This window comes from Marinovum sedimenti, from assembly GCF_054052205.1.
The window spans coordinates 266,116-291,875 of sequence record NZ_CM133223.1; the positions used below are offsets into that span (position 1 = coordinate 266,116).

General features: G+C 61.9%; 29 protein-coding genes. 12 read left to right on the forward strand and 17 right to left on the reverse strand.

Annotation, left to right across the window (positions count from 1 at the left end):
* Positions 1-43 precede the first annotated feature (43 nt).
* From ACW9UO_RS01305 to ACW9UO_RS01315, 3 genes are all read right to left on the reverse strand, one after another.
* Positions 44-664, reverse strand: coding sequence for an SH3 domain-containing protein (locus ACW9UO_RS01305; RefSeq protein WP_457087226.1), 621 nt, complete (start codon positions 662-664; stop codon positions 44-46).
* Positions 665-863: 199 nt separating this feature from the next.
* Positions 864-2,435 (reverse strand): glutamine-hydrolyzing GMP synthase, encoded by a 1,572-nt coding sequence (gene guaA / locus ACW9UO_RS01310; protein WP_457087227.1) that lies wholly within the window; start codon positions 2,433-2,435, stop codon positions 864-866.
* Between the two features lie 39 nt (positions 2,436-2,474).
* Positions 2,475-3,173 carry a DUF2270 domain-containing protein gene (locus ACW9UO_RS01315; RefSeq protein ID WP_457087228.1) on the reverse strand — a complete coding sequence of 233 codons (699 nt, stop codon included), beginning with the start codon at positions 3,171-3,173 and terminating at the stop codon, positions 2,475-2,477.
* Between the two features lie 127 nt (positions 3,174-3,300).
* Here ACW9UO_RS01315 and ACW9UO_RS01320 point away from each other — a divergent pair, with 127 nt between their 5' ends.
* The 3 genes from ACW9UO_RS01320 (at position 3,301) to ACW9UO_RS01330 (ending at position 5,695) form a co-directional block, all read left to right on the forward strand.
* Positions 3,301-3,648 carry a Lin0512 family protein gene (locus ACW9UO_RS01320; protein WP_457087229.1) on the forward strand — a complete coding sequence of 116 codons (348 nt, stop codon included), beginning with the start codon at positions 3,301-3,303 and terminating at the stop codon, positions 3,646-3,648.
* A complete protein-coding gene (locus ACW9UO_RS01325) occupies positions 3,645-4,016 on the forward strand; it encodes a Lin0512 family protein (RefSeq protein WP_457087230.1) in 372 nt (123 codons plus the stop codon). Before ACW9UO_RS01320 ends, ACW9UO_RS01325 begins: the two co-directional genes overlap by 4 nt.
* Positions 4,017-4,150: 134 nt before the next feature.
* On the forward strand, positions 4,151-5,695 hold the full coding sequence (locus tag ACW9UO_RS01330; RefSeq protein ID WP_457087231.1) for a trimethylamine methyltransferase family protein: 1,545 nt from the start codon (positions 4,151-4,153) through the stop codon (positions 5,693-5,695).
* 112 nt (positions 5,696-5,807) lie between these two features.
* Here ACW9UO_RS01330 and ACW9UO_RS01335 read toward each other — a convergent pair whose 3' ends face one another.
* The gene (locus ACW9UO_RS01335) at positions 5,808-6,092 is read right to left on the reverse strand and encodes a DUF6477 family protein (protein ID WP_457087232.1); all 285 of its coding nucleotides are present in this window, start codon (positions 6,090-6,092) and stop codon (positions 5,808-5,810) included.
* Between the two features lie 497 nt (positions 6,093-6,589).
* Between ACW9UO_RS01335 and ACW9UO_RS01340 the strand changes: the two genes are divergently transcribed.
* Positions 6,590-7,453, forward strand: coding sequence for a DUF6456 domain-containing protein (locus ACW9UO_RS01340; protein ID WP_457087233.1), 864 nt, complete (start codon positions 6,590-6,592; stop codon positions 7,451-7,453).
* A 41-nt stretch (positions 7,454-7,494) separates the two neighbouring features.
* Here ACW9UO_RS01340 and ACW9UO_RS01345 read toward each other — a convergent pair whose 3' ends face one another.
* Positions 7,495-7,824, reverse strand: coding sequence for a 4a-hydroxytetrahydrobiopterin dehydratase (locus ACW9UO_RS01345; RefSeq protein WP_457087234.1), 330 nt, complete (start codon positions 7,822-7,824; stop codon positions 7,495-7,497).
* A gap of 9 nt (positions 7,825-7,833) precedes the next feature.
* Complete coding sequence (phhA, locus tag ACW9UO_RS01350) at positions 7,834-8,631, reverse strand: phenylalanine 4-monooxygenase (protein ID WP_457087235.1); 798 nt, start codon at positions 8,629-8,631, stop codon at positions 7,834-7,836.
* A gap of 115 nt (positions 8,632-8,746) precedes the next feature.
* Between phhA and ACW9UO_RS01355 the strand changes: the two genes are divergently transcribed.
* A complete protein-coding gene (locus tag ACW9UO_RS01355; protein WP_457087236.1) occupies positions 8,747-9,214 on the forward strand; it encodes an Lrp/AsnC family transcriptional regulator in 468 nt (155 codons plus the stop codon).
* Positions 9,215-9,310: 96 nt separating this feature from the next.
* On the opposite strand, the gene ACW9UO_RS01360 is transcribed toward ACW9UO_RS01355, so the two are convergent.
* Positions 9,311-9,862: a peroxiredoxin gene (locus ACW9UO_RS01360; protein WP_457087237.1), complete on the reverse strand. Its 552-nt coding sequence runs from the start codon at positions 9,860-9,862 to the stop codon at positions 9,311-9,313.
* A 262-nt stretch (positions 9,863-10,124) separates the two neighbouring features.
* Between ACW9UO_RS01360 and lipA the strand changes: the two genes are divergently transcribed.
* The gene (gene lipA / locus ACW9UO_RS01365; protein ID WP_457087238.1) at positions 10,125-11,075 is read left to right on the forward strand and encodes a lipoyl synthase; all 951 of its coding nucleotides are present in this window, start codon (positions 10,125-10,127) and stop codon (positions 11,073-11,075) included.
* 49 nt (positions 11,076-11,124) lie between these two features.
* On the opposite strand, the gene ACW9UO_RS01370 is transcribed toward lipA, so the two are convergent.
* The 3 genes from ACW9UO_RS01370 to ACW9UO_RS01380 are packed head-to-tail and all read right to left on the reverse strand — an operon-like array spanning position 11,125 to position 13,605.
* Complete coding sequence (locus tag ACW9UO_RS01370) at positions 11,125-12,180, reverse strand: FAD-dependent oxidoreductase (RefSeq protein ID WP_457087239.1); 1,056 nt, start codon at positions 12,178-12,180, stop codon at positions 11,125-11,127.
* Positions 12,181-12,225: 45 nt separating this feature from the next.
* Positions 12,226-13,140, reverse strand: a complete 915-nt coding sequence (locus ACW9UO_RS01375) for a c-type cytochrome (protein ID WP_457087240.1) — start codon at positions 13,138-13,140, stop codon at positions 12,226-12,228.
* A gap of 9 nt (positions 13,141-13,149) precedes the next feature.
* Positions 13,150-13,605, reverse strand: coding sequence for a c-type cytochrome (locus ACW9UO_RS01380; protein ID WP_457087241.1), 456 nt, complete (start codon positions 13,603-13,605; stop codon positions 13,150-13,152).
* A 96-nt stretch (positions 13,606-13,701) separates the two neighbouring features.
* Between ACW9UO_RS01380 and ACW9UO_RS01385 the strand changes: the two genes are divergently transcribed.
* A complete protein-coding gene (locus ACW9UO_RS01385; protein WP_457087242.1) occupies positions 13,702-14,562 on the forward strand; it encodes a LysR family transcriptional regulator in 861 nt (286 codons plus the stop codon).
* On the opposite strand, the gene ACW9UO_RS01390 is transcribed toward ACW9UO_RS01385, so the two are convergent.
* Positions 14,559-14,735 carry a hypothetical protein gene (locus tag ACW9UO_RS01390; protein WP_457087243.1) on the reverse strand — a complete coding sequence of 59 codons (177 nt, stop codon included), beginning with the start codon at positions 14,733-14,735 and terminating at the stop codon, positions 14,559-14,561. The two genes, ACW9UO_RS01385 and ACW9UO_RS01390, sit on opposite strands and share 4 nt — an antisense overlap.
* A gap of 49 nt (positions 14,736-14,784) precedes the next feature.
* A complete protein-coding gene (gene hpt / locus ACW9UO_RS01395; protein WP_457087244.1) occupies positions 14,785-15,324 on the reverse strand; it encodes a hypoxanthine phosphoribosyltransferase in 540 nt (179 codons plus the stop codon).
* A 73-nt stretch (positions 15,325-15,397) separates the two neighbouring features.
* Here hpt and ACW9UO_RS01400 point away from each other — a divergent pair, with 73 nt between their 5' ends.
* Complete coding sequence (locus ACW9UO_RS01400; RefSeq protein WP_457087245.1) at positions 15,398-15,847, forward strand: type II toxin-antitoxin system RatA family toxin; 450 nt, start codon at positions 15,398-15,400, stop codon at positions 15,845-15,847.
* Positions 15,848-15,962: 115 nt separating this feature from the next.
* Positions 15,963-16,523, forward strand: a complete 561-nt coding sequence (locus ACW9UO_RS01405) for a hypothetical protein (protein WP_457087246.1) — start codon at positions 15,963-15,965, stop codon at positions 16,521-16,523.
* Between the two features lie 114 nt (positions 16,524-16,637).
* Here ACW9UO_RS01405 and ACW9UO_RS01410 read toward each other — a convergent pair whose 3' ends face one another.
* The 5 genes from ACW9UO_RS01410 to ACW9UO_RS01430 all read right to left on the reverse strand — a co-directional run bounded on the left by ACW9UO_RS01410 (position 16,638) and on the right by ACW9UO_RS01430 (position 22,098).
* The gene (locus ACW9UO_RS01410; protein ID WP_457087247.1) at positions 16,638-18,266 is read right to left on the reverse strand and encodes an FAD-dependent oxidoreductase; all 1,629 of its coding nucleotides are present in this window, start codon (positions 18,264-18,266) and stop codon (positions 16,638-16,640) included.
* Positions 18,267-18,675: 409 nt separating this feature from the next.
* Positions 18,676-19,857, reverse strand: coding sequence for an ammonium transporter (locus ACW9UO_RS01415; protein WP_457087248.1), 1,182 nt, complete (start codon positions 19,855-19,857; stop codon positions 18,676-18,678).
* Positions 19,858-20,001: 144 nt separating this feature from the next.
* Entirely contained in the window at positions 20,002-20,475 is a 474-nt protein-coding gene (locus ACW9UO_RS01420) for a CinA family protein (RefSeq protein ID WP_457087249.1), read from the reverse strand.
* Positions 20,476-20,485: 10 nt separating this feature from the next.
* Complete coding sequence (locus ACW9UO_RS01425) at positions 20,486-20,977, reverse strand: phosphatidylglycerophosphatase A family protein (protein WP_457087250.1); 492 nt, start codon at positions 20,975-20,977, stop codon at positions 20,486-20,488.
* Positions 20,974-22,098, reverse strand: a complete 1,125-nt coding sequence (locus ACW9UO_RS01430) for a bifunctional 2-C-methyl-D-erythritol 4-phosphate cytidylyltransferase/2-C-methyl-D-erythritol 2,4-cyclodiphosphate synthase (RefSeq protein WP_457087251.1) — start codon at positions 22,096-22,098, stop codon at positions 20,974-20,976. The genes ACW9UO_RS01425 and ACW9UO_RS01430 overlap by 4 nt, the downstream gene beginning before the upstream one ends.
* A 172-nt stretch (positions 22,099-22,270) precedes the next feature.
* Between ACW9UO_RS01430 and dusB the strand changes: the two genes are divergently transcribed.
* From dusB to ACW9UO_RS01445, 3 genes are read left to right on the forward strand one after another with little or no spacing between them, the layout of a single operon-like run.
* On the forward strand, positions 22,271-23,254 hold the full coding sequence (gene dusB, locus ACW9UO_RS01435) for a tRNA dihydrouridine synthase DusB (protein WP_457087252.1): 984 nt from the start codon (positions 22,271-22,273) through the stop codon (positions 23,252-23,254).
* Positions 23,251-24,354: a two-component system sensor histidine kinase NtrB gene (locus ACW9UO_RS01440; RefSeq protein WP_457087253.1), complete on the forward strand. Its 1,104-nt coding sequence runs from the start codon at positions 23,251-23,253 to the stop codon at positions 24,352-24,354. Before dusB ends, ACW9UO_RS01440 begins: the two co-directional genes overlap by 4 nt.
* Before the next feature lie 3 nt (positions 24,355-24,357).
* Positions 24,358-25,722, forward strand: a complete 1,365-nt coding sequence (locus tag ACW9UO_RS01445; RefSeq protein ID WP_457087254.1) for a response regulator — start codon at positions 24,358-24,360, stop codon at positions 25,720-25,722.
* The last annotated feature ends 38 nt before the right edge of the window (positions 25,723-25,760 follow it).

Sequence of the window (25,760 nt, forward strand, 5' to 3'; positions counted from 1 at the left end):
CTGTCGCTTGGGTTTTACTATAGGACTTTATCGCTTTGGGAGGTTAATGCATGCCCGCCTCAAGCGGCAGACGGCAACAGCCCTCAAACAGGGTTTCCTGCTCGCCGATCCTCAGAAGTGTTGCAATCGCATAGGGATATTCGCGGTCGCTCATCCCGTCACTGCACAGTTGCGGGCGCAGAATTGAGGTGGTGGCGCCGCCCTCGTTGCTGTGATGCAGGGCCGCGGGAAAAGCCGGGCGTCCGGCGGCGACCAGAGCGCTGTCGAGCACGAGGCTGACGGCGCTATAGGTCGGGTCGGAGTAGACCGCCGTGGTTTCGGCCAGGCGGATCGACCAGAACGGTTCGGCCCCGGAACATAGCAGACCCACGGGCAGAGTGGTGTCGCCGAGGGTGGCAATCGCGTCAGGTTCGAGAAAGCGCATGGCAATCCAGCCATTGGCCTCTTGCCACAGGATGCGGCCCCAGGTGCCGGTTGCGTCGGTGTCGATCACCTCGATTGCGGTGGTGTCATGGGGCAGGTCGCCGATGTCTTCGCTGCTGCCATCGGGCGCGGCGCGGACATTGAGCGTGTCGTCCGACGCAACTCCGGTGACGCGGTGATAGCTGGGGTCGGCGGTGGCTGTGGTGGCAAGCAAACTGGCAAAAAGCGCAAGACGCAACATGGGGCGGGCTCCTGGTCCGGGTTGAGAACAGGCAGGAGTATAGCGCGGTTGTGGGGAATTGCTGTCGATTCGCTTGGGGCGGGTATTGCGGGGAAAAAGGGGCGCTGCCCCTCGGCCTTTGGCCTCACCCCGAGGTATTTTCAAACAGAAGAAGCAGGGGGGCGGCACTTCGGTGTTCCCGGTGCCGCCCCTTCAAGGCTTATTCCCACTCGATGGTGCCCGGAGGCTTCGAGGTTACGTCATAGGTTACGCGGTTGATGCCTTTGACTTCGTTGATGATTCTCGTGGCGGTTTCGCCAAGGAAGTCGTGGCTGAACGGGTAGTAATCGGCGGTCATGCCGTCGACACTTGTGACCGCGCGCAGGGCGCAGGCGAAATCATAGGTACGGCCATCGCCCATCACGCCAACGGTGCGCACGGGGAGGATGGCGACAAACGCCTGCCAGATTTCATCGTAGAGCCCGTGCTTGCGGATCTGGTCGATATAGACCGCATCCGCTTTACGCAGGATCTCGAGCTTCTCGCGGGTGATCTCGCCGGGGCAACGGATGGCAAGGCCGGGGCCGGGGAATGGGTGGCGACCGATAAAGGACGCGGGCAACCCGAGTTCCTGACCCAGCGCACGGACCTCATCCTTGAACAGCTCGCGCAGCGGCTCGACCAGTTTGAGGCCCATCTTTTCCGGCAGACCGCCAACGTTGTGGTGCGACTTGATCGTCACCGAAGGGCCGCCCGAAAAGCTGACCGATTCGATCACATCGGGGTACAGCGTGCCTTGGGCAAGGAACTCGGCGTCTTCAATCTCATTGGCGTATTTCTGGAACACGTCGATGAACAGCCGCCCGATGATCTTGCGTTTGGTTTCCGGGTCGCTTTGGCCGTCAAGCTCGCCAAGGAACAGCTCGGATTCGTCGGCGTGGATCAGCGGAATGTTGTAATTGTCGCGGAACATGGCGACAACTTCGTCGGCCTCGTTCTGGCGCAGCAACCCATGATCGACAAAGACGCAGGTGAGCTGATCGCCGATGGCTTCGTGTAGCAGGACGGCGGCGACCGAGGAATCAACGCCGCCGGAGAGGCCGCAGATCACCTTTTTGTCGCCAACCTGTTCGCGGATCTTGCGGATCGCTTCTTCGCGGTAGGCGCCCATCGTCCAATCGCCCTTAAAGCCAGCCGCACGCACGAAGTTTTCGTACAGGGTTTTGCCATTGGGGGTGTGGTGGACTTCGGGGTGGAACTGCACCGCATAGAACTGGCGGTCGAGATCGGCGGTGATTGCAAAAGGCGCGCCGGGCGAGGTGCCGTAGACCGTGAAACCGGGCGCAATATCAGAGACATGGTCGCCGTGGCTCATCCAGACCTGCTCGCGGCCCGAGCCATCCATGAACCAACCGTTCAGGAACCCAGGCCGGGTGTCCGACGGTGTCACCCAAGCGCGGCCAAACTCGGCTGTGGCATGTTCGCCGGCCTCAACCGTGCCGCCAAGGTCGTGCATCATGACCTGCTGGCCATAACAGATCCCAAGGATCGGCACGCCAAGGTCATAGACAGCTTTCGGCGGGCGGGGCGACCCCTCGCGCATCACCGAATCCGGGCCACCGGAAAAGATCACCGCCTTGGGGGCAATCTCGGCCAGAAGCGCATCGGTCACGTTCTGATAGGGGTGGATTTCGCAATAGACATTCAGCTCGCGCAGGCGACGTGCAATCAGCTGCGTCACCTGGCTGCCAAAGTCGATGATCAAGAGGCGGTCATGGGTATCCTGTGTCATGAAAATGGCTTTAGGCGGGGCCGGGAATAAGGGCAAGTGCTAACCCATGCTGTCGGATCTGTGACGGCCCTGTTTCTTGCCGCGATTGACGTCGGCGCGGTAAGACCAGATCGCGATGCCAACCCAGACAGTCACATAGATAAAGCCGCCCGCAAACAGGAACTCGCCGGGAATCGGGCCAACATTGGCGCGGTCCGCAGCCTGCGCCCAGCTTTCCACCGGCGTTGGATGCACCGCGATCTTGCCGCCAAAGGCCAGCGTCTGGATCAGCAAAATCCACAGGTAGTTGCTGCGAATGCGCCGCCCGACCGAGGTGAGAAAGCCGACGTGATAGCGCGGGTGCAGGTAATCCTCGGCCAGGGTCTTTTGCCAGTTCTCCTCAAGGTGCAGATCACCGTCATAGAGCATCGGCGCATAAAAATGGTTCTCAAGCCAGCGGGCACGGGCGCGCCAGACGTTGAAATAGCGATAGCGCCGCGCCTCGAGCATCAAGAACAGCAGGATCAGCACGCCAACCAGCACCAGTGGCAAGGGCGAAGAACTGGGCGAGGAAAATGAGATCGACAGCGCCACGCCAAGGGTCACCACCGCCCAATTGGTTGTGGTGTCGAGGCGCGTGCGCCAAATCGTGCTGCGATAAACCTCGCCACGATACAAATGGGCCACCGCCGTTATTTCCGACGATGTCAGTGACTTGCGTGTCTTGCTCTCGCTCTGGGCCTCGGTCTGTGTATTCATGCCACCACCGGTGTTGCCCGCTCCCCGGGTCCATCATGCACAGCCGGTGGGCGCAGGTCAAAGGAAGTCGGGCGCTTTCCTTGGCGCAGGCTTGGCTTTGCGATATGCGACGGGCAGGAGGAACGTCATGGAACGCATTTTGACAGAGTTCGGCATGGGCACCTCGCTTCGGCGGGGCGATTACACCCAGGCCGCCAAGCGGGCGATTGAAAACGCGCTATGGCACAATTCGATCAATGCCGCCGAGCTGTTTGGCTTTGACAAAAGCGACATGCGAATCGCGGTGCAGATCGCGGTACAACAGCCCGATCTGGTGGACCGTGATGCGGTGGCGGCGGTCTTTCCTTATGGCCAGCCGGTGATTGATGTGGTGCAAGGCGGGCTGGATATTCCCCGGCCCGAAGGCACCGGAAACCCGACGGTGATCGCCCATGTGGCGCTGACTGTTTCGTTTGATATGGAGCCTGTGGCATGACCGAGCGGCGATTGATCATCGAAATGGGGCAGGGCGTTGATCTGCATGGGCGCGACTATACCAAGGCGGCGGGGCGGGCGATTGATGACGCGCTGCGCCATTCCAGCCTGCATGTGGTGAAACGTCTGCAACTGCGCCCCGAGGCGGTGCGGGTTCAGGTCACGCTCGGGGTGCAAGAGCCGTCGCAGGTTAAAACCGCTGACCTTGTCGGCAAATTCCCCTTTGGCGAGGTCACGATTACCCCGGTCTATGGCGGCATGGACGTCATCCATCCCGGAAGTGACGATATTCAGGTCGTTGCCAGCGCCGCGATTGAGGTGTTTTTGCCCGAACAAACCGGATGGACGCTGCGTTACTCTGCAGGTTAGGGCCGAATGCGCGGGCCTGTATGTCGTTTTCCCGCCTCAAATGGCGGATTTCCCCCAAGCGCTTTGCCGGGGCTGTTGTAAATCCGGTGTAACAACCGGCCAACGGCCCGGCAAAGATCGAAAGGGTGACCGACATGTCAGACGTAGCAGCTCCTCGGCGGGCACGGGGCGGAGGCGGCGCGGCGCGTCGTGCGGAGCGTTCTGCCGTCAGCTTTGCCACCGCGAAATATATCGAACGCAATATCCCCAACTTCGAGATCCTGAACGAAGAAGCGCTGGCGATTATTGAAGCCAATGCGGAAACAGTTCTCGAAGAGATTGGTGTCAATTTCGTCAACAATCCCGCCGCCTGCGCGCTGTGGAAAGAGGCCGGCGCCGATGTGCAGGGCGAGCGGGTGCACATCCCGCGCGGTCTTGCTCGCAAGCTTTGTGAAACCGCACCCTCCAGCTATACGCAACACGCCCGAAATCCGGATCGCAACGTGGTGATTGGTGGCAAAAGTCTGGTCCTTGCCCCGGTCTATGGCCCGCCCTTTGTGCGCGATGTCGCGGGGGGGCGCCGCTATGCCACGATGGAGGATTTCCGCAAATTCGTGAAGCTCGGCTATATGTCGAAATGGCTGCACCATTCCGGCGGAACGGTCTGTGAGCCGACCGATGTGCCGGTGAACAAACGCCACCTTGATATGCTGCTCGCGCATATGACGCTGTCGGACAAGCCGTTTATGGGGTCCGTGACAGAGCCGAGCCGCGCGCAAGATTCGGTCGAGATGTGCGAGATCCTGTTCGGCAAACAATTCGTGCAGGACAACACGGTGATGACCTCGCTCATCAACGTCAATTCGCCGCTCACGTTCGACGATGTGATGATGGGCGCGATGGAGGTTTATGCCAAGAACAACCAGGCCTGCATCCTGTCGCCGTTTATCGTTGGCGGCGCGATGGCTCCGGTGTCGGTGGCGGGCACGCTGACCCAGGTTCTGGCCGAAGTGCTGGCCGGAATCGGCTATTCCCAACTGGTGCGCCCGGGCGCGCCGGTGATCTTTGGTGCCTTTGTAACCTCGATCGATATGAATTCGGGCGCGCCCACGTTCGGCACGCCGGAAGCCTCGCAAATCCTTTATGGTGCGGGGCAATTGGCCCGCCGCATGGGGCTGCCGTTCCGGTCGGGCGGGGGGCTGTGCGGCTCGAAATTGCCTGATGCACAAGCGGCTTACGAGACGGCACATACCCACAACGCCGCGCTGCTGGGTGGGGTGAACTTCATGCTGCACGCTTGTGGTTGGCTTGAAGGCGGGCTGGTGTCGAGCTTCGAGAAATTCGTCATGGACGCCGATCAGCTTGGCGTGCTGCACCAGATGGCGCGCGGCGTTGCGTTTGATGAAAACGCCCAGGCGATGGGCGCGATCCGCGAAGTCGGCCCCGGCGGGCACTACCTTGGCTGCGCCCACACCCAGGCCAATTTCAAGGATGCCTTCTGGAAGACCGACCTGCTCGATTACAAGCCGTTCGAGACATGGGACGAAGAAGGCGCACGCGATACCATGACGCTGGCCGCAGAGAGGGTCGAGCGGATGCTGAACACCTATCAGCAGCCGCAAATCGACCCGGCAATAAACGAGGCACTGGCGGGGTATGTCGCCAACAAAAAGGCCTCGATGCCAGACGCCTTTACCTGACATTTGCCTCAGGCACGCGCCGCGCCCGGTTCCGCCGGGCGCGTGCGATCAGACAGGCATGCAGTCAGGCGGGCCCGCGATCAGTCACGCTTGCAATCAGCCCGGCCCGCAATCAGGCGGGCGTGCGCACCAGCTGCGCCTCACCCATCATCGACACCAGCACCTCGACATGCTGCGCCACGCTATAGCTGGCGCATCGCTTGAGCCGCGCCGTATCAAGATCGGACTCGATCTCGATCAGCCGGATCAGCGCGGCGCCACTGCGGCGCGGGGCAGGCCCTCCGAGGCATCGCGCAAGGTGAACTTCGCGGCGATATTCCAGAAGTCCGGCCCGTGCGGCGCGGATAAGCAGGCGGGGTCGGCGAAGCTGGCGAAGGGTGGTCAGGGCGTCTTGCATGGCGTGTCCTATCACTGAAAACATACTGTCCACAGCAGTGTGACACAGCCGGTACGGGTGTTGCGCCGGACCGCCCAACAGAGTGCGCCTCGATCAGGATTGTTTATCCTTTAGAAACAATGATGTTTCCACGTTGGTCACAATTAACCAATGAGTAACCATATCACCTTTAGGTTGTGGATATCTTTGTAAACGTCGGGATGGGTGTCTTGTGCAAGAGTGAGTTTGGACCGTCGCAGGTTATCGAAATGCGGGGTGCGGCAACCGGGGATTGGCCCGGCTGGGTGCCTGCTGCGGCTGCACATTACATACACCATGTGGAACACGGGCTGTCCTTGCGACAGCTCGCGCGGTTGTCGGGATGTCATCCGTCAACCGTGCTGCGACAGGTGCGGCGGCTGGAAAGCCGGCGTGACGATCCGCTTGTCGATGCCGCGCTCCGACACCTTGGAAACACTGCAACAGGTAAGGTGCCATCGCGTACGAAAGGCAGACACATGGCGGCACACTCCCGGCAGGAATGCGCACAGACGGATGATGAAACACTGGATCGCGAGGCCCGCCGCGTCCTGCGACGGCTGAGCGAGGCCGGGGCGGTTCTGGCGGTGGTGCCCGACATGGAGAAATCGGTGGTGGTGCGCGAAACCGCCAGCGGCACAACCCAGCGCACCGCCGTTGTTGATACGTCCATTGCCGAGGCGTTGGCGCTGAAGGAATGGATCGACTGCAAGACGCCGGGCCGCATCGCCCGCTATCACATCACGCCCGCCGGGCGCGCGGCCTTGGCCGATTTGCTGGCCGCTGAAAAGGATGCATTGGACGGCACCAAGGACGCCCGCGCCACGCCGCAGGGGATGGCCGAGGCGCAGGCTCCGTTTTGCGCCGGCGCTGATCCGATGGAAAAGCCGCGCAACCGCAGGGTCCGCTACACCAACACCGAAACCCCGCTCACGTCGCTCGCTCGGCGGCGCGACAAGGACGGCACCCTGTTCCTCTCCGATGCTCTGGTCTCGGCCGGCGAGCGTTTGCGCGAAGATTTCGAAGTCGCTCAAATGGCACCGCGCACCACCCAGAACTGGGATCAGTTTCTGACTGGCGGGGCCGACACGGGCCCCGGCCGTGGCGACGGCCCTTTGGCCGCCACCGAGGCCCGCCGCCGTGTTGCCAATGCGCTTGGCGATCTGGGACCGGGGTTGGGCGATGTCGCCCTGCGCTGTTGTTGCTATCTCGAAGGGCTTGAAATCACTGAGAAACATATGGGTTGGTCGGCGCGCTCGGGCAAGATTGTCCTGCGCATCGCGCTTCAACGCCTGCGCCGGTTCTATGACGAGATCAAGGGCGCCGATGCGATGATCGGCTAAGCCAAATCCACCGAATGCCCCGCGGGATCAACCCTGCGGGGTCACTCCACCAGCGTGTCAAACTCCCGCGCGCAGGCAATATCGATCTCCGACAAGCCCTCGGCCTCATGCGTGGTATAGCTTAGCGTGCAGTAGCCCCAGCCAAAGGCGACATCGGGGTGATGGCCATGCCGGTCCGCCATCCAGGCGGCCAGATTGGCCAGATACACCGCCTTGGCAAACCCCTTGACCGCAATGCGCCGGGTGATCGTCGTGCCATCCTGCGACAGCGCCCAATCCCCATGCAGCACCGCCATCTTTTCGCGCGCGCCATCCCGGTCCAAAACCGGCGTGTCGGCAGAGCAGCTGCCACCAATATTACAAACTGTCATACTCTCACCTCACGCGGCATCGGATTTCGGGGGGTAGGCGGGGGCGTGCAACCCAAGGCTCTGGGCGCGGCGCACATCGGCCAGCAAGTCGCGCTCGGCGGCGGCAAAAAGATCGTCCAGATCCTCGATCACGAAATAAATCGGCTGGTGAATATCGATCCGGTAGGGCGTGCGCAGGATGTCGATAATGTCAAAAGGCCGCCGCTCCGGGCCGGTCTTGCCCACGCTCCACGGCAACTCAGTCACGGATGAGGCCAGCCCCGAGCCGAGCGCCTTGTAGCCACCGTTCTCAATCACCAGGCCGAACTCGATCGAGAACCAGTACAGCCGGATCAGCCAGGCATAGTCCTTGCTGTCGGCCTTCAACCCCGCCGCGCCAATGGCCTGTGAAAACCCGGCGAATCGCGGATCGGCCAGCAGAGGCGCATGGCCGAACAGCTCGTGAAAAATGTCGGGCTCTTCAATGTAATCGAAATGCTCGCGCCGCCGGATAAAGGACGCGGCAGGAAATTTTCGCTCCGCCAGCATCCGGAAGAATCGCCCAAAAGGAATCAGCGCCGGCACCGGCTCCACCTGCCACCCGGTCAAATCCCGCAGCGTCTCCGACACCTCGGGGCATTGCGGCACCCGTGTGCGCGGCAGGTCCACCCGGCGCAACCCGTCGAGATAGGCGCGGGCAGAATGGGCCTCAACATTGGGCAACTGCTGGTCATACAGATCGCGCCAAACGGCGTCTTCCTCGGCGGAATACGCGATAAAGCCCCGGTCGTCGGGCAGTTTCGCACTATAGCTTGTGGTCTTGGGCATTGGTGATCCTCCTCAACCAAGATTGCGCCTGCCGACGGGAAAATTCTTGCCTTTCTTGCCTGTCATGCGCGAAAATGGGGCAAGACATCCCTGAAATCGGCTGGGAAAAGGCAAAATGACCCTAGATATCGACACGACCGACCGACACATCCTGAAAATCCTGCAAACCCACGGCAAAGCCAGCATCCAAGAGATCGCCGATCAAGTGGCGCTGTCGACCTCGCCATGTTGGCGGCGGATCAAACGGATGGAGGATGCGGGCCTGGTCACCGGCTACACCGCCCGGCTCAATCCCAAACTGCTTGGCCTGCACGCGCTGGCCTATGTCTTTGTCTCGCTGATGGATCACCGCGAAGAGACCATTGCCGCCTTCGCCCGGCTGGTCGACAGCCAGGAACGGATCATCGAATGCGCGTCTGTGACTGGCGAAAGCGACTACATCCTGAAAATCGCCGCCCGTGATCCCGAAGACCTCGACCATTTCCTGATGCGCGGCATCCTCTCGGCGGGCCTTGTCCGTGCCAGCCACACCCATTTCGTGTTGCGCCGCACCAAACCCACGTCACCCTGGCCGCTGCTGTAAAACAACAAAAGACCGAGGCGCACCCCGGTCCTTCTTCTGTTCTTAAATACCGCGGGGGGGCCCGTAGGGCGGGGGCAGAGCCCCCAACGCCAACGTTTATTCCGCCGCAACGCCTTTGGCTGCATCCGACAGATAGCCCAGCAGCGTTTCGGGCGAGGACACGCCATAAGGGTCTTCGCCGTGGTTGTCCGACAGGCCGGGCTCTTCAAACCAGGCCTCGATCACGCCGTCGTTGATGATGGCCGCATAGCGCCACGAGCGCATGCCAAACCCAAGGTTATCCTTGGCCACCAGCATCCCAAGCTTGCGGCTGAATTCGCCCGACCCATCAGGGATCACGCTGACGTTTTCAAGTTTCTGCAATTCGGCCCATTTGTTCATCACAAAGCTGTCGTTCACCGACATGCAGTAGATCGCGTCGATGCCATGCGCCGCGAAAGTCTCGGCGTTCTGCTCAAAACCGGGCAGTTGATAGGTCGAGCATGTGGGCGTGAACGCGCCGGGCAGCGAAAACAGGATCACGCGTTTGCCAGCAAAGTAATCAGCGGTGGTCATGTCCTGCCAGCGAAAGGGGTTGGGGCCTTCGATGCTGTCATCGCGGACGCGGGTGTGGAAGGTCACCTGGGGGAGGGTGTAACCAGTTTTCATTGTGCTCTCCATCGTTCGTCTGGATCAAAATTTCGGGTCCGGAGCGATTCCGGATTGCCGTTTTTGGACTATGCTGCAGGTGCGAAGTCAACCCTTCGCGGGTGCAGAAATAGCGGCTATGTGGGAGAGGCAACCTTGCAGTGAGCGGTACTGGCAAACAGGGGATGGTCGACAGCATGGCAGTGTTGTCGAACTGGCATGGCTCACTGCAAGTGCTTATGGTATAGGCAAGACAACTTGATCCAGTCGCGGGGAAATTATCGTGCGAGACCTCAAAATCCCGGAACAGCGCCATCCGGAAAAAGCCCATCGCCCGGACAATGCCCAGCCGAAGAAGCCCAGCTGGATCCGGGTAAAGGCCCCCGGCGGCGAGGGGTACAACACCACCCGCAAGATCATGCGCGAAAATAATCTGGTGACGGTCTGCGAAGAGGCGAGCTGCCCCAACGCTGGCGAATGCTGGTCGCAGGGTCACGCCACCATGATGATCATGGGCGACATTTGTACCCGTGGCTGCACCTTCTGCAACATCGCCACCGGCAAGCCCGACACGCTTGACGCGTTCGAGCCGGGCCGTGTGGCCCATGCTGTTGAAAAGCTGGGGTTGAACCACGTTGTGATCACCTCGGTCGACCGCGACGATCTCAAGGATGGCGGTGCCGATCACTTTGCCCAGACCATCCGCGCCATTCGCCACCGCTCGCCCAAGACCACCATCGAAATCCTGACCCCCGATTTCCTGAAATGCGCCCCTGAGGTGCTCGAAATCGTGGTCGAGGCCAAGCCGGACGTGTTCAACCACAACCTTGAAACCGTCCCCGGCCTCTATCCCGAGGTCCGCCCCGGCGCGCGCTATTTCCACAGCTTGCGGCTGTTGCAGCGGGTCAAAGAGATGGACCCGTCGATCTTTACCAAATCCGGCATCATGGTTGGCCTTGGCGAAGACCGTCAGTCGGTGATGCAGGTGATGGAAGACATGCGCGCCGCAGACATCGATTTCCTGACCATCGGCCAGTACCTGCAACCCACGCCCAAACACCACGCGGTCGAGCGGTTTGTGCATCCCGATGAATTTGCGACCTACGAAAAAGCCGCCTATGGCAAGGGCTTCCTGATGGTGTCGGCCACGCCACTGACCCGCTCGTCTTACCACGCCGGTGACGATTTCGCGCGCCTGCGGGCCAACCGCGAAGCCAAGCTCGCCAAGGTTTAAGCGCCTCAGGCCCTCGCAGGTTTTCCTCGCGAGGGCTTCATAAAGCCGTTCAGCCCGAGGCCAATCGCCGTGTCATTGCCCGCCCAAGCGGTGGGAACGCCGCCGCCAACCGCAGGGCGCGCAGGGCCAGACCGCGGCGCAAGCTGCTGTCACTGTTCAACATTTTCCGCCCACGTTCCGACAGCCGGATCACTTTTGCCCCCTCGGGGTGGCGCGCGGCGGTATAGCCGTCGGTCCGTCCGTCAATGATCCGTTGTGCCAGATCGGCGGCATCGGCGATCCCGAGGTTCATTCCGCGCCCGCCAACAGGCGAATGGCAATGCGCCGCGTCACCCGCCAGAAACACCCGACCTTGCTGATACTGTTTCACCTGCCGCACCGAGATCGTGAACGTCCCCCGCCGCCGCACCCGCCGCACGTCCATCTTGACCGGCAGCGCGGCCAGCGCATCTTCGCGCGACGAGATGATCCGAAACCGTCCTTCCTCCAGCGGCACCACCACCAGAATATCGCCTTGATCGAGCAGGAAAGCCTGAAACCGGGTCGGATCGCGCCAACCCTCGGCATCGACATCGGCAATCGACCACAGGTTCGGAAGATCGAAGCCGGGAAATTCAAACCCCATCGCCGCGCGCACCGCGCTGTGCGCGCCATCCGCCCCGATCAGGTAATCGGCCTCCAGCGTGCCATCCGCAGTCTCAACCAGAACACTGTCTTCGCTCTGTGAGACGCCAAGGAATTCAACGCCATAGCGCACGATCTCGCCATAGTGGGTCAGCGCGGTTTCAAGATGAGTTTCCGTCCGGTCCTGGGCCAGCCCCCAAAGGCGGCTGGCGTCGTCAAACCCCAACGGCAAGCGTGCGACCTCTTGCGCGCGCAGATGAAAGCTCGCGCCAGTAAATGCCACGGCCTCGGCCAGAATCGCATCGGCCACGCCGGACGGGCGCAGAATATCAATCGAACGCGCCTGAAGCCCCACCGCCCGCGACAGATGTGACGGGCCGGGCCGCTTTTCCAGCGTTGTTACGCGGGCCCCCAAACGGGCCAATTCCACCGCAGCGGTCAGCCCGGTTGGCCCGGCGCCGGCAATCACCACATGCATCATATCCCCCCAGATATGGTCCGAAGGGTATCCTACACCGATTCTCGGCTAGTACCCGGTGTCTGGCGTCGCAGGCAGCGGCAATGCTTTGACATATGCGGCAATTGCGGCACGGTCCTCGGCGCTCAGCTTGGAGATATTTTCGACCACATTGGCCATATGCCCGCCAGCGCTGTCGAACTCGGGGGTGAATCCGGTCTCGAGGTAATAGGCGATGTCGGTGGCCGACCATGTCAGCTTGTCCGGCGTCAGCGCCGGAATGGTGCCTTGCCCCGATGGGTTGGGCGCACCGGCCATCCACCGGCTGCGGTCAAGGCCGCCCAGCACATTGCGCGGGGTGTGGCATTCGGCGCAATGGCCCAAAGCCTCAACAAGATACCGCCCACGGGTCATCTCCTGCCCGAGATTATTGCCGGTCATCACCCAATCATCCTTAAGAAACAGGACCTTCCAACCGCCAAGGCTGCGCCGGATGTTGAAGGGAAATCCCACGCCATGCGGCTGCGACGGTGCGGCACTGGCGGGCAAGGTCTGGAGATAGGCGTACAGGTCGACAATGTCGCGCGCGCCCATGTGGGTATACGTCGTATAGGGAAATGCGGGGTAATAGTGCTGGCCCTCGGGCGAGACGCCATGCAACAGCGCATTCGCGAGATCCTGTAACGACCAATCGCCAATGCCGTGCTCGGGATCGGATGAAATATTGGGCGCGGTAAAGGACCCGAACGGCGAGGGGAATCCCTGGCCGCCTGCCAAAACCAGCTTGTCCTCGCCCGAAGCCCCCGGTGCCGCGTGACACGAGGCACAGCCCGCCGCGTTGAACACCGCTTGGCCGCGATCAACATCACCGCCCGAGGCATCCTCGAACGTGTCTTCGGCCACAGATTGCGGGGCGGTCATAAACCAGCCAATCCCGGCCGCGACAAGCGCGACCGGGATCAGAACCTTCAGAACTCTAGCCATTCAGCCAGATCACTGCGGAATGCGATAGTCTTGGTGGCACGCTTTGCAGGTGCCGCCCAGCCCGGCCAGAATCGGGCCAAGCGCCTCTTTGCCGTTGCCAGCCTCGGCTGCGGCCTTTTCGGCGGCCATGCCCAGATCGGCCCACTTTGCCTCGAAACCAGCGGTGTCGGAAAAGATGGTTTCCTTGGCGGTGGTGCCGTCGTTCATACCGCCGTCGGACCCTTCGGGAAACAGCGTCGCGATATCAATCATCGAAGCGCCGTGGATTGACTTTGCCGCGGCAGAGGCCGCTTCGGCGTCATACTCGATTTCGCCTTTGGCCATGCCGCCCAAAGTGCCGAGGTTAAGCGCAATGACCCACATCGCGCCCTGACGGGCCTTGATCTGGTTTTTGTATTCTTGTGCAAAAACAGAGCCACCCGACAGCATTGCCGCAGCGGCCAAAACAGTAACAATCTTTTTCATAAGTACCTTCCCGGAGTTGGTGCCCAAATCGAACTCTAGTATGCATGGTAAAGATCGCAAACACATTCTTAAACGCTGCAAGGTGGGTGCGTATTTATGCACAACGACAACTGGGACGACCTGAAATTTGTATTGTCCGTGGCCGAATCCGGCTCGGTCAGTGCAGCCGCGCGCAGGCTTGGCGTCAACCACGCAACGGTTTTGCGGCGGATTTCGGCGTTTGAAGCGGCGCATGGGGCCGAGGTGTTTGAACGCTCGCAACAAGGGTATCGGCTGCGCCCGGATCGCGCAGAAGTGATTGAAGCGGCGCGCGAAGCGGCAGTGGCCCTAGACCGCGTGAGCCACATCCTTCGTATGGGCGGCGCGGCAACCGGCGATGTGCTGCGACTGACCTCGACCGATACGTTTTGCACCACGGTTCTGGCCGCTGGATTTGGCGAGATCGCGTCGGCCATGGCCCCGCACCGGGTCTGTCTGATGTCGAGCAATGCGCATTTGGACATGGGCCGTTTGCAGGCTGATCTGGCGGTGCGCCCGGCGCTTGCGCGCCCTGCCGACATGGCGGGCGAGATCGCGGCAGAGCTGGGCTTCGGCACCTATGCGGCGGACCCTGACGAAAGCCGCTGGCTTGGGTTGGAGGGCGCGTTGTCGCGCGCGGCCCCGGCGCAATGGATGGCCAATGCCGTGGCTCCGGGCCAGATCGTGGGCTGCGCCGACAGCTTTCTGGTGCTGCGCAACATGGCGGCAGAGGGGCAGGGACTCGCCGTTCTGCCGCATATCCTTGCCGCCGACTGCGCCGGACTGGTGCCGGTGGCGCGGGGTATGCCGACGATGCGAATCCCGATTTGGGTCTTGTGTCACAAGGACTTGGCCGGATCGCCGCGGCTGCAAAGCTTTGTCGATGTGGTGACACAGGTGTTGCAGGCGCACGCCAAAGCGCTGGCCGGTCCGGCCTAGCGCCGGGGCCCGCCAAAGGGCAGTCGCTCGGCCGTCAGCGCCTCTGGCCAGCCGACCCAACGTTCGATGGCATAAAGCGCCAAACAGGCGGCAATCACGCCAAACACCAGCATCACTTTGCGTGGCGACGGCGGGTTGCGCGCCCAACGCGCCATGCGCAACAGCCAGTTCATCGGGGCCGCCGGTGGGGGCCGGTGGGGCAAAACGCCTGGGGTCGCCGCCTCATTCGGTAAAACGCACTTTGCCGATATAAGGCAGGTTGCGATTGCGCTGCGCATAATCGATGCCATAGCCCACGACAAATTCATCCGGGATCTCGAACCCGATCCAATCGGCCCGGAAATCCACCTCGCGCCGGGTCGGTTTGTCGAGCAACGCAATCGAGCGCAGCTTGGCCGGGTGGCGCGATTTCAACAGCGAGATAACATGGCTCAGCGTATGCCCGGTGTCGACGATATCCTCGACCACCAGCACATCACGGCCCTCAATCGCGCCGCGCAAGTCCTTGAGAATGCGGACTTCCCGGCTTGATTCCATCGCATCGCCATAAGAGGAGGCTTCGATAAAATCGACCTCGACCGGCAGGTCAAGCTCGCGCACGAGATCGGCGATAAACACGAACGACCCGCGCAACAACCCGACCACCACGACCTTTTCGGTGTCGGCGAATTCGCTGCGGATCTTCTGGCTCAGTTCCTCGATCCGGGCGGCAATTGCCTTGGCCGAGATCATCTGATCAATGACATAAGGACGCGCTGACATGGGCCACCCCTTGAATTTTGTTGTCTGTCGGGCGACACGGTGCCCCGCAACGTCATGACAAATCCGGGGCCAGATGCCAACCCATTCCGAAACCCGCCGCCTGCCGTATACCGCCCAACAGATGTATGATCTGGTGGCCGATGTTGCGCGCTATCCCGAATTTCTGCCGTGGTGCGCCGCTGCGCGCATCCGCCATCAAGAGCTGCGCCCTGACGGGTCGACCTTGCTTGAGGCGGATCTGGTGATCTCGTTCAAGGTGTTCCGCGAACGCTTTGGCAGCCGCGTGGTGCTATGGCCCGAGACCAAGAAGATCGACACCGAATATCTGGATGGGCCGTTCAAATACATGAAGTCCAACTGGGGCTTTGTCGATGCGCCCGACGGCGGCTGCGATGTGTCGTTCTTTGTCGATTTCGAGTTCAAGAACCTGATCCTGCAAAAGATCATCGGTGTGGTGTTCAACGAGGCGATGCACCGGATCGTGCGCGCCTTCGAAACCCGCGCTGCGGCGCTTTACGGCTAGGGTCGCCCCGTTAGCGCACTGAAGATGCACTGAAAACTCCGCGCCCTTGTCCTGCTTCTGACGCAATTGCCGATGAAAAGGGGCGGGTTAGAAACCATCGCGGAGACTGCAAGAAATGCAGATATCGTCTTTCTCGTTCGGGTCACCGAGCGCGTCCTCGTCCAACAGCAAGAATGCTAAGGATCTTGGGACAGACAAAACGACAGAGGCTTCGTCTGTCGAAAAAACCAACAATGGCAACAAAGCCGAGGCGCAGGCCGCCAAGTCGGAGAAACCCGGCAAGGTGAAAGAAACCGAAAGCGCGCCGCCGGCGGCCAAGGCTGAAAGCACCAAAGCCGCAGAGCCGTCAGCACCGGCCGCTAAGGCCGAGCCAAGCGCACAGGAAAACAAGGTTTCAGACCGCGCCAGCAGCGAAAACAGCCTGTCACTCGCGGCCGCCAAGCCCGCGCCGCAGGACCAGTCCGTGGCCCGTGCGCAGGCGCTTCAGGTGCAGGCCGAAAGCCAGATGACCTCGTTGATCTCGGGTCTGAAAGAAACCCCCGGCACCGAAGTCTCGATCATCAGCCGTCAGGACGGCGAGGCGCGGACCGCCAATCTGGGGGCGGCTTTGAAAGGTTACGCCCAAGCCTCGGCGATGCAGGCCAGGGCTCAGAGCGGTTTTGACGCGCTTGTCTAAGCCGTCTCTGCGCGATTAAAGCCCGGCACAGTCTGCCGGGCCCGTCTCAACAGACCAGTCTCTCCCGACCTGCCGGATTTTCGATCTGGCGGGTCGGGTGTCGTGACAAAAGCGCTATGCGGCGTTGGCCGGTTGCGGCTTCCACTCGATGCCATAGACCCGCTGCATCCGCTCCTGATAATAGTCGCTCAGCACCGGAAACCCCTCAGCCAGCTTAAGAAATTCCTCACGGTCGAGCACAAGCACCTTGCTGTCTTCCAGCGTGCGCACGGTGCTGGCCCGCCGATTGTGACCCAGAATCCAGCGCTCGCCAAAGTGGTCGCCGGCTTGCAGGATCGACGTCGTCACCTCGCCGGTCACCTCGTCCTCATAGGCCAGCTCCATCTTGCCTGAGATGATGGTGTACACCCCGTCGGCCCGATTGCCCTTTTCAAACACCCGGTCCCCGGCGCGGAAATGCGCATAGCGCGCGGCATGGGATTGTTCGCCGCCGATCTGCACCACCGAGCGGCGGCTGAGTGCATCAAGCATCCAGTTCAGCAACACGCGCACCTTGGTGCCGACACCGGGCAGGAAGGCGGCGTAATAGGCGCGCCACAAAATCCACGCCGGAAAGCCCGAGAAGTTCATCCCCCAGACCTGCGCCACACCGCGCCGCGCCCCGAGCGACGCCAACGCGCCTTGGGATTTATAGTGGAACGGCTTGAGCGGCTGACCCTTGATGGTGGCGGCGATATTCTCGGCCAAAGTCCGCGCCTCGCGCACGGCAAACTGTGCGGTCGGGGGGGCGAAATCGCCGCGTTCCGTCGCGCCGTCTTTCATCGGGATCATCGCGCAATCACCGAGCGACCAGACGTTGTCATGCCCCTTGGCGCGCAGTTCCCGCGTGACATCGATCCGGCCCTGCACCTTGGGCAGATCCATTTCGCAGACCAGCTTTGACGGCGCATTGCCGATGGTGGCAACGATGGTCCGGGTGGGAATTTCCTCACCAGTGGTGGTCACCAGACAGGTGCCCGTGGCCGCAGCAACGCCGGTGTTCAGCTTGACCTCAATCCCGTGGCGGGCCAGTTCCTTGGCGGCATAATCGCCCAGCTTTTCAGGCAGTTCGCCCAGCACGCGGCCCGCAAATTCCACCACCACAACACGCACCTCATCGGGCGAAATATTGGGGTAGAACTTCAGCGACCGGTCGATCAGCTCTTTCATCTCGCCCACGGTCTCAACGCCCGAGAACCCGGCACCCACCACACAGAAGGTCAGCGCTTCTTTCTTCACCTCGGGCAGCTCGGTGATCTCGGCATGTTCGAGCCGTTCGATCACATGCGCACGCAGGCGGCGGGCATCGTCGAGCGTTTTCATCGTCAGCGCGTGATCGGTAAGCCCCGGGGTGCGGCTAAGATCCACCCGCTGGCCGGTGGCAATCACCAAATGGTCATACGACACCTCGGTCGGGCGGCGCTGAACGCCTTGGAATACGGTCACAATCTTGCGGTCAAGATCGACGCTGTCGACCTTGGCTTTGCGCACAAAGACATTGCGCAACAGGAACCGCAGCGGTGTCACCGCATGTGGGGCGGCGATGGATCCGGCAGCCACCTCGGGCAGCAGCGGCTGAAACACAAAGTAATTGGTGTCGTTGATCAGCTCGACCTGCGCGTCATCACCCAGTCGCGATTTGATCTCGCGCGCCGCGAACATTCCGGCAAATCCGCCGCCGAGGACAAGAATTTTCTGTGCCATATCGGCCCCCTTGGTTGGCCCGGCCTGACGCAGTCTCTCTGACTGTCGCCGCGCCGCAGCATGGCCGGAGTTCTAGCGGTAACTTATCACGTTTACAATAAAAACGTTAAAAATCAATTGCATACAAATGAATACCAAAAGTAAATTTTACGCGCGTAAAGTAATTTTACGTGAGGTTCCAACGCTCTAGAGGCTTGGCGGACCCTGCGCAAATCGGCCATTTCTCGCGGATTCCTGCCTGTTGATGGCGGGGCCGGGGCGGCCGAAACGGGGAGCCGTGCGGCACCAGACACGCGACCGGATGACTTAACGTCACCTCACCGCACTGCGATTCGCGATCACCGCGTCCTTGGCGCATGAAAAAGGGCCCCGAAGGGCCCTTGTCCTGTCCGTACTCGATAACCGTGCGTCAGCTGGCGTGGTCGTAGGCGCGTTCGCCGTGCACCGCGAGGTCAAGCCCGTTGGTCTCGGTCTCCGCATCGACGCGCAGCGGGGTGATCGCCTTGACGACATAGATCAGCGCGACGGTGACGACCGTGGTAAACACCCCGACAATCACCAGCGACCCGAACTGCGCAATAAAGCTGCCGGCGCCAAAGACCGCGATCATGATGGTGCCAAAGATGCCGCCAACGCCGTGGACCGCAAAGACATCCAGCGTGTCGTCGATCTTGAGCGCGTTACGGATCAGGTTCACCGCTTCCTGACAAAGCACACCCGCCACGGCGCCGATGATCAGCGCCTCGACCGGGCCGACAAAGCCCGAGGCCGGGGTGATGGACGCCAGACCGGCGATGGTGCCGGTGACGATGCCCACAAGGCTGGCCTTGCCGAACTTGATCTTCTCCCACAGCGCCCATGTCAGCGAGGCGGTCGCCGCCGAGATATGCGTCACGGTGATCGCCATGGCTGCGCCGCCGTCTGCCGCCAGTTGCGAGCCGCCGTTAAAGCCGAACCAGCCAACCCAGAGCATCGCCGCGCCGATCATCACGAAACCGGGGTTGTGCGGCGGGGTAGAGCGGTTCTTGCGCGGCCCAAGGAACACCGCGAGCAACAGCGCCGCGAGGCCTGCGGTTTCGTGCACCACAATGCCACCGGCAAAGTCGCGCGCGCCGATCTCGCCAAAGATACCGCCGTCCGACAGCATGCCGCCACCCCAGATCCAATGCACCACGGGCGCGTAGACCAGCAGCATCCACAGGCCCGAGAACAACAGCACAAAGCCAAAGCCCACACGTTCAACATAAGCGCCAACAATCAGCGCCGGGGTGATGATCGCAAAAGTCATCTGAAACGCAAAGAACGCCACCTCGGGCAGGGTGCCCGACAGGCTCTCAGCCGTGACCCCCAAGAGCATCAGCTTGTCGAGCCCGCCCCAAAGCCCGCTGTCGCCGCCGCCAAAGGCGATGGAATAGCCGACAACGAACCACAGCACGCTCATCAGACAGGCGATGGCATAACAGTGCATGAAAACGCTAAGCACATTGCGGGCGCGCACAAGCCCGCCATAAAAGAGCGCAAGCCCCGGCAGCGTCATGAAGAGGACCAGCGCCGTGGCGACCATGATCCACGCGGTATCAGCTCCGTTCATCCCTCGAATTCCTTCCTGAGTGGCAGTTTCAGGGCAGAAAGCGCATCGCAGCTGCGAAAAAAAGCAGCAACTGGACCGGGTGGCGCACAAAAGCGGGGCATTCGTGATGTGCCCGTAAATTGTGCAGTTAAGCGTGGGGTGTGCTTAAATCGCGCGCAGTTTGTGCAAAAGAAGGCCCAGCGCGTGGTCACGCGCCGCCAGTCGCACGCCGGGCCGCCCAAGCGCGCCAAACTCTATGGTCTCGGTCTGTGTGTCGGTCGGGGTGGCAATCGCGAAACAGACCCGGCCTTCGGGCTTGAACTCTGATCCGCCGGGGCCTGCGATCCCGGTGATGGCAACCGCGAGCGTCGCCTTGGCGTGGCGTCGCGCGCCCTCTGCCATCTCGCGCGCCACCTGTTCCGAAACCGCGCCAAACGCCTCTAGCGTCGCGGCGCTGACACCCAACATCTCTTGCTTGGCGGCGTTGGAGTAGGTCACAAACCCCCGGCCAAAGATCTCGGACGACCCGGCCACATCCGTCAGCGCCGCCGCTACCATGCCGCCGGTGCAGCTTTCGGCGCAGGTCACTGTGGCCCCATGCGCGCGCGCCTCGGCCAGAATGTCGTCAGCCAGACTCATCAAACCAGACTCATCGGACCAGGAAACCATGCGCGATCACCGCCAGCACGATTGTCACCAGCGCCGCCGCGATCCCGGCTAGCACGTCATCAAGCATCACGCCAAGCGCATCGCCGCGCCGGTCGGCGGTGCCAATCGGGCCGGGCTTGAGGATGTCGAACAGCCGAAACAGCACAAACCCCGCCACGATTCCCGGCCAAAGCCGCAGCACGTTGGCATCCATAAACGTGGCACCATATGACACCGGCAGCAGCGCCAGCCATTGGCCCGCGACCTCATCAATCACAATCTCCGACGGGTCATGATCGGCCTGACCGCGCGTCTCTTGGATCGTCGCCCACCAGCCCACGGCAAAGACCACCAAAGTGGCGGCAAACAACAGCCATGGCCCGCCCAGCACATGCAGCGCCCAGGCAAACGGCAACGCCGCCAACGACCCCCAAGTGCCGGGGGCAGGGCGTAGATAGCCGACGTAAAACCATGTTGCGATGATACGGCTCATTTTGTCACCAACAGAACGCTGGCTTGCGCCGCGATCCCCTCTTCGCGGCCGGTAAAGCCGAGTTTCTCCGATGTGGTGGCCTTGACCGACACTTGGTCAACATCCACCGCCATAATCTCGGCCAAGGCCGCGCGCATTGCACCTGCATGTGGCCCCACTTTAGGCCGCTCACAGATCATCGTGACATCGGCATTGCCAAGCTCGAACCCCATTTCCCGTGCCAGATCAATGGCATGACGCAGGAAAATATGGCTCTCGGCCCCCTTCCACTGCGGATCAGAAGGCGGGAAATGCTGGCCAATATCGCCGCGTGCAAGCGCGCCATAGATCGCATCGGTCAGCGCATGCATGCCCACATCGGCATCTGAATGCCCGCGCAACCCGCGTTCATGCGGCACCGGTACACCACACAGCATCACATGGTCGCCATCGCAAAACCGATGCACGTCATAGCCATTGCCGATCCGCATGTCGGGCGCTCCTTTTAGCAAATCTTCGGCCCGCGCGAAATCGCCGGGCAGGGTGATCTTGAGGTTCTGTTCTGCGCCAGCCGTGATTGCCACGTCCAGCCCGAAAGCACGCGCCACCTGCACATCGTCAAGCGCCTCGCCGCCAAAGGCGCGGTGGGCGGCCAGGATGGCATCGAAGTGAAACCCCTGCGGCGTCTGCGCCCGAAACAGCCCGGCCCGATCCCGCGTGCCGGTCACATGGGCCCCATCGCCGGTCCACAGCGCATCCGTGACAGCAAGTGCCGGGGCCGCGCCGGGGTGGGTGGCCAAAGCATCGATCACCTCGTCGATCACCGCAGGCGTCACGCAGGGCCGCGCCACATCATGGATCAGCACGGCGTCAAAGCCGCGCCCGTCCAGCGCCTCAAGCCCCCGGAGCACGCTTTCGCATCGGCTGGCCCCGCCAAGCACAATCGTCGCCGCAAGCCGTTGGGTTTGCTGGCTATCCTCAGGGTGAACCACCAGCACAGTCTCGGTGATCCGGGGCAGATCAAAGGCGGCAAGCGTCCAGTCAACAACCCGGCGCCCGGCAAGGGGCCGCCATTGCTTTGGCGCGCCCGGGCCCGCCCGCGTGCCGCGCCCTGCGGCCATGATCAAAGCTGCGATTTTCATGCCCGCGTGATATTCCCTGCTGATCCAAGTGGCAATTGCCCCTGTATCGCTGCCCTTTTTTTAGGCAAGCGACCTTTTCGCAGCCGTCAAATGGCTGCGAAGCGTTGAATGTGCCCCGGTCAAGGAGTACCCCGGATGAGTATGCACAAGGATTAAGCATTTGACCATTCAGGTGGCAGATATCACGCTCAACCCCCCGGTTTTCCTCGCCCCCTTGGCGGGAATCACCGATCTGCCGTTCCGAAATCTGGTGCAGAGCTTCGGTGCCGGGCTGGTGGTGTCGGAAATGGTGGCCAGCCAAGAGATGGTGCAGGCCAAGCCGGGTGTGCGCGAAAAAGCCGAGCTTGGCTATGGCGTCGCGGCGACCGCGGTGCAGATTGCCGGGCGCGATGCCTATTGGATGGCCGAGGCCGCGCGGATTGTCGAAGCCAACGGCGCGCGCCTGATCGACATCAACATGGGCTGCCCGGCCAAGAAAGTGACCAGCGCCAGTGGCGCGGGCGCGGCGGGATCGGCCCTGATGAAAGACCTCGACCACGCGCTCACCTTGATCGAGGCGGTGGTGGCGGCGGTCAAGCTTCCGGTCACGCTCAAGACCCGGTTGGGCTGGGACGATGATCTGCTGAACGCGCCGGAATTGGCGCAGCGGGCCGAGGCGGCGGGGGTCAAGATGATCACCATCCACGGCCGCACCCGCTGTCAGTTTTACAAGGGGCGCGCCGATTGGCAGGCCATCGCGAACGTCAGCAACGCGGTGTCGATCCCGGTGATTGCCAATGGTGACATCACCAATAGCGAGGGGGCAAAAGCCGCACTCGAGGCCTCTGGCGCGCAGGGCGTGATGATCGGGCGCGGCGCACAGGGGCGGCCCTGGATCCTGGCGCAAGTGGCGCATGATCTCTTTGGCACCCCGGCGCCAGTGGTGCCTGTGGGTAAGTCTTTATCAGATATAGTATCAAGGCATTACGAGGATATGTTGAAGTTTTACGGTAACGAACTTGGCCTGCGCGTCGCGCGCAAGCATTTGGGGTGGTACATGGATGGCGCGGGCACTGAACCGGGCCTTCGCCGTGCGGTCCTGACGGCGCGTGACCCGGCGCAGGTGCTGGCACATCTGCCCGACGCGCTCGCGCCCTCGGCAGAGGTGGCAGCATGACCGGACTGCACCACACTGCCGATAATGTGGTCTGGTCGTCGCTGCCGGTGCCTGCGGTGTTGATCGACGCTGACGACCGGATCATCGATGTGAACCCTGCCGCCGAGGGGTTTCTGAATTCCTCAGCCAAAGCCGTGCGCGGCGATCCGGTCTGGGACCGGTTGGCCGTTGATGCACCGCTGGAGGAAAGCTTTATCCGCGCCCGCGCGCAGGGCACGCCGCTGTTCGTCAACGATGTGGATGTCGGCACCGGCGACCGCGCGCCTTTGCAGTGCAATCTCCAGGTTTCGCCGCTCCAAGGTGAAGACGGGACGATGCTGGTGCTGATTTCGCCGCGCGAACTGGCCGGGCGTATGACCCAAAGCCAATCGGTGAAATCTGCTGCCAAATCCGCCATCGGCATGGCCGAAATGCTGGCCCATGAAATCAAGAACCCGCTGGCCGGGATCGCCGGCGCTGCGCAGCTTCTCAGCATGGGCCTTACCGCAGAAGACCTTGAACTTACGGATCTTATTGTCGGAGAGACCCGTCGCATCGTGAAGCTGTTGGAACAGGTCGAACAGTTCGGAAATCTGTCGGCACCGGTGCGCCGCTCGGTCAATGTGCATGACGTGCTAGACCGCGCGCGGCGCTCTGCGCTTGTCGGCGCGGCGGCGCATATGAAGATCACCGAAGATTACGATCCTTCGCTGCCGCACGCTTGGGGCGACTCCGATCAGCTGTTGCAGGTCGTGTCCAATCTTATCCGCAACGCGGCTGAGGCCGCGGGCCCCAATGGCGGCACGATCCGGCTGCATTCCTACTATGAACGCGCGTTTCGGCTGCGGCGTTCGGATGGCACCGGCCAGACCCTCCCGCTTCAGGTCGAGGTCATTGATGATGGCCCCGGGCTTCCCGAAGACCTGCGCGGCGACATCTTTGATCCCTTCGTATCGGGGCGGGAAAACGGCACCGGGCTGGGCCTGGCGCTGGTGAGCAAGATTATTTCGGACCATGACGGATGGATCTCCGTCACTTCCGTGCCCGGACGCACGGTTTTCAAAATTTCGCTTCCGATGGTGCCCAAGGGCACGGAAGCAAAGCCGACCCAGGAGTCTTAGGTTATGGACGGTACAATTCTTGTTGCAGACGACGATCGCACCATTCGCACAGTGCTCACCCAGGCGCTGACGCGGGCGGGGTGCAAGGTGCACGCGACCTCATCGCTGACCACGCTGATGCGCTGGGTGGGCGAAGGCAAGGGCGACGTGGTGATTTCCGATGTGGCCATGCCGGACGGCAACGGCTTGGAAATGCTGCCGAAAATAAAGGCGGATCGGCCCGATCTGCCGGTGATCGTGATCTCGGCGCAGAACACCATCATGACGGCAATTCAGGCCGCCGAGGCCGAGGCTTATGACTATCTGCCCAAGCCGTTTGACCTGCCGGATCTGATGAAACGCACGGCCCGCGCGCTTGAGGCGCGCACGGCGCCCGCGCGGCCCGCACCCGATGTGCCCGATCAGCCGGATGAGCTGCCGTTGGTGGGCAAAACGCCGGTGATGCAGGCGCTGTATCGGTTGGTGGCGCGGGTGATGAACACCGATTTGCCGGTGTTGATCTCGGGCGAAAGCGGCACCGGCAAGTCGTTGATCGGTCGTGCGCTTCACGATTTCTCGGACCGACGCACCTTGCCGTTTATCACCGTCACCGGCAACGATCTGCGCGATATCGAAGGTCCGGCGCGCATTCTGGCGCGGGTCAAGGGCGGCACGCTGCTGTTTGACGAAATGACTGACATTCCTGATGAAATTCAGGCCCGCATCGTGCGGATGATCGACACGCCGGGTGAGCATGTGCCGCGCTTTATGGCGACAAGCCAGGGCGATCTGGCCGAAGCGCTCGACAAGGGGCGGGTGCGGCAGGATCTGTATTATCGCCTGTCTGGGGCCACGATTCAGGTGCCGTCGCTGCGCGAACGGGTCGAGGACATCGCGCTGTTGACCGATCACTTCCTGATGCGGGCCGAACGTGACGGTGCGCCGAAACGTTGGCTGTCCGACGATGCCGCGGACCTGTTTCGCGCCTACAGCTGGCCCGGCAACGTGCGCCAGTTGGAGAACGCGGTGCGCCGTCTCAGTCTGACCAGCCGCGCCGATGAGATCACCCGCACCGAAGTCGAGCTTGTGCTTGGCAACCAACCCGAGATGGAGCCTGTTCTGTCGGGCGGCAGCAGCGAAAAGCTGGGCGCGTCGGTGTCGCGGCACCTGCGGCGGTATTTCGATCTGCACGGGGCGTTGTTGCCGCCGCCGGGGCTTTACCAGCGGATCCTGCGTGAAGTAGAATTCCCGCTGATCGAGATTGCGTTGGAAGCGACAGGCGGCAATCAGGCCAAATGCGCCGAATTGCTTGGCATCAACCGGAACACCCTTCGCAAAAAAATCACCGACCTCGATATTCCCGTGACACGGCGCCGCAAGTTGATGTAAAACAGCCACATGAGTGGCCCCGATGTCGCAGTTCCTAT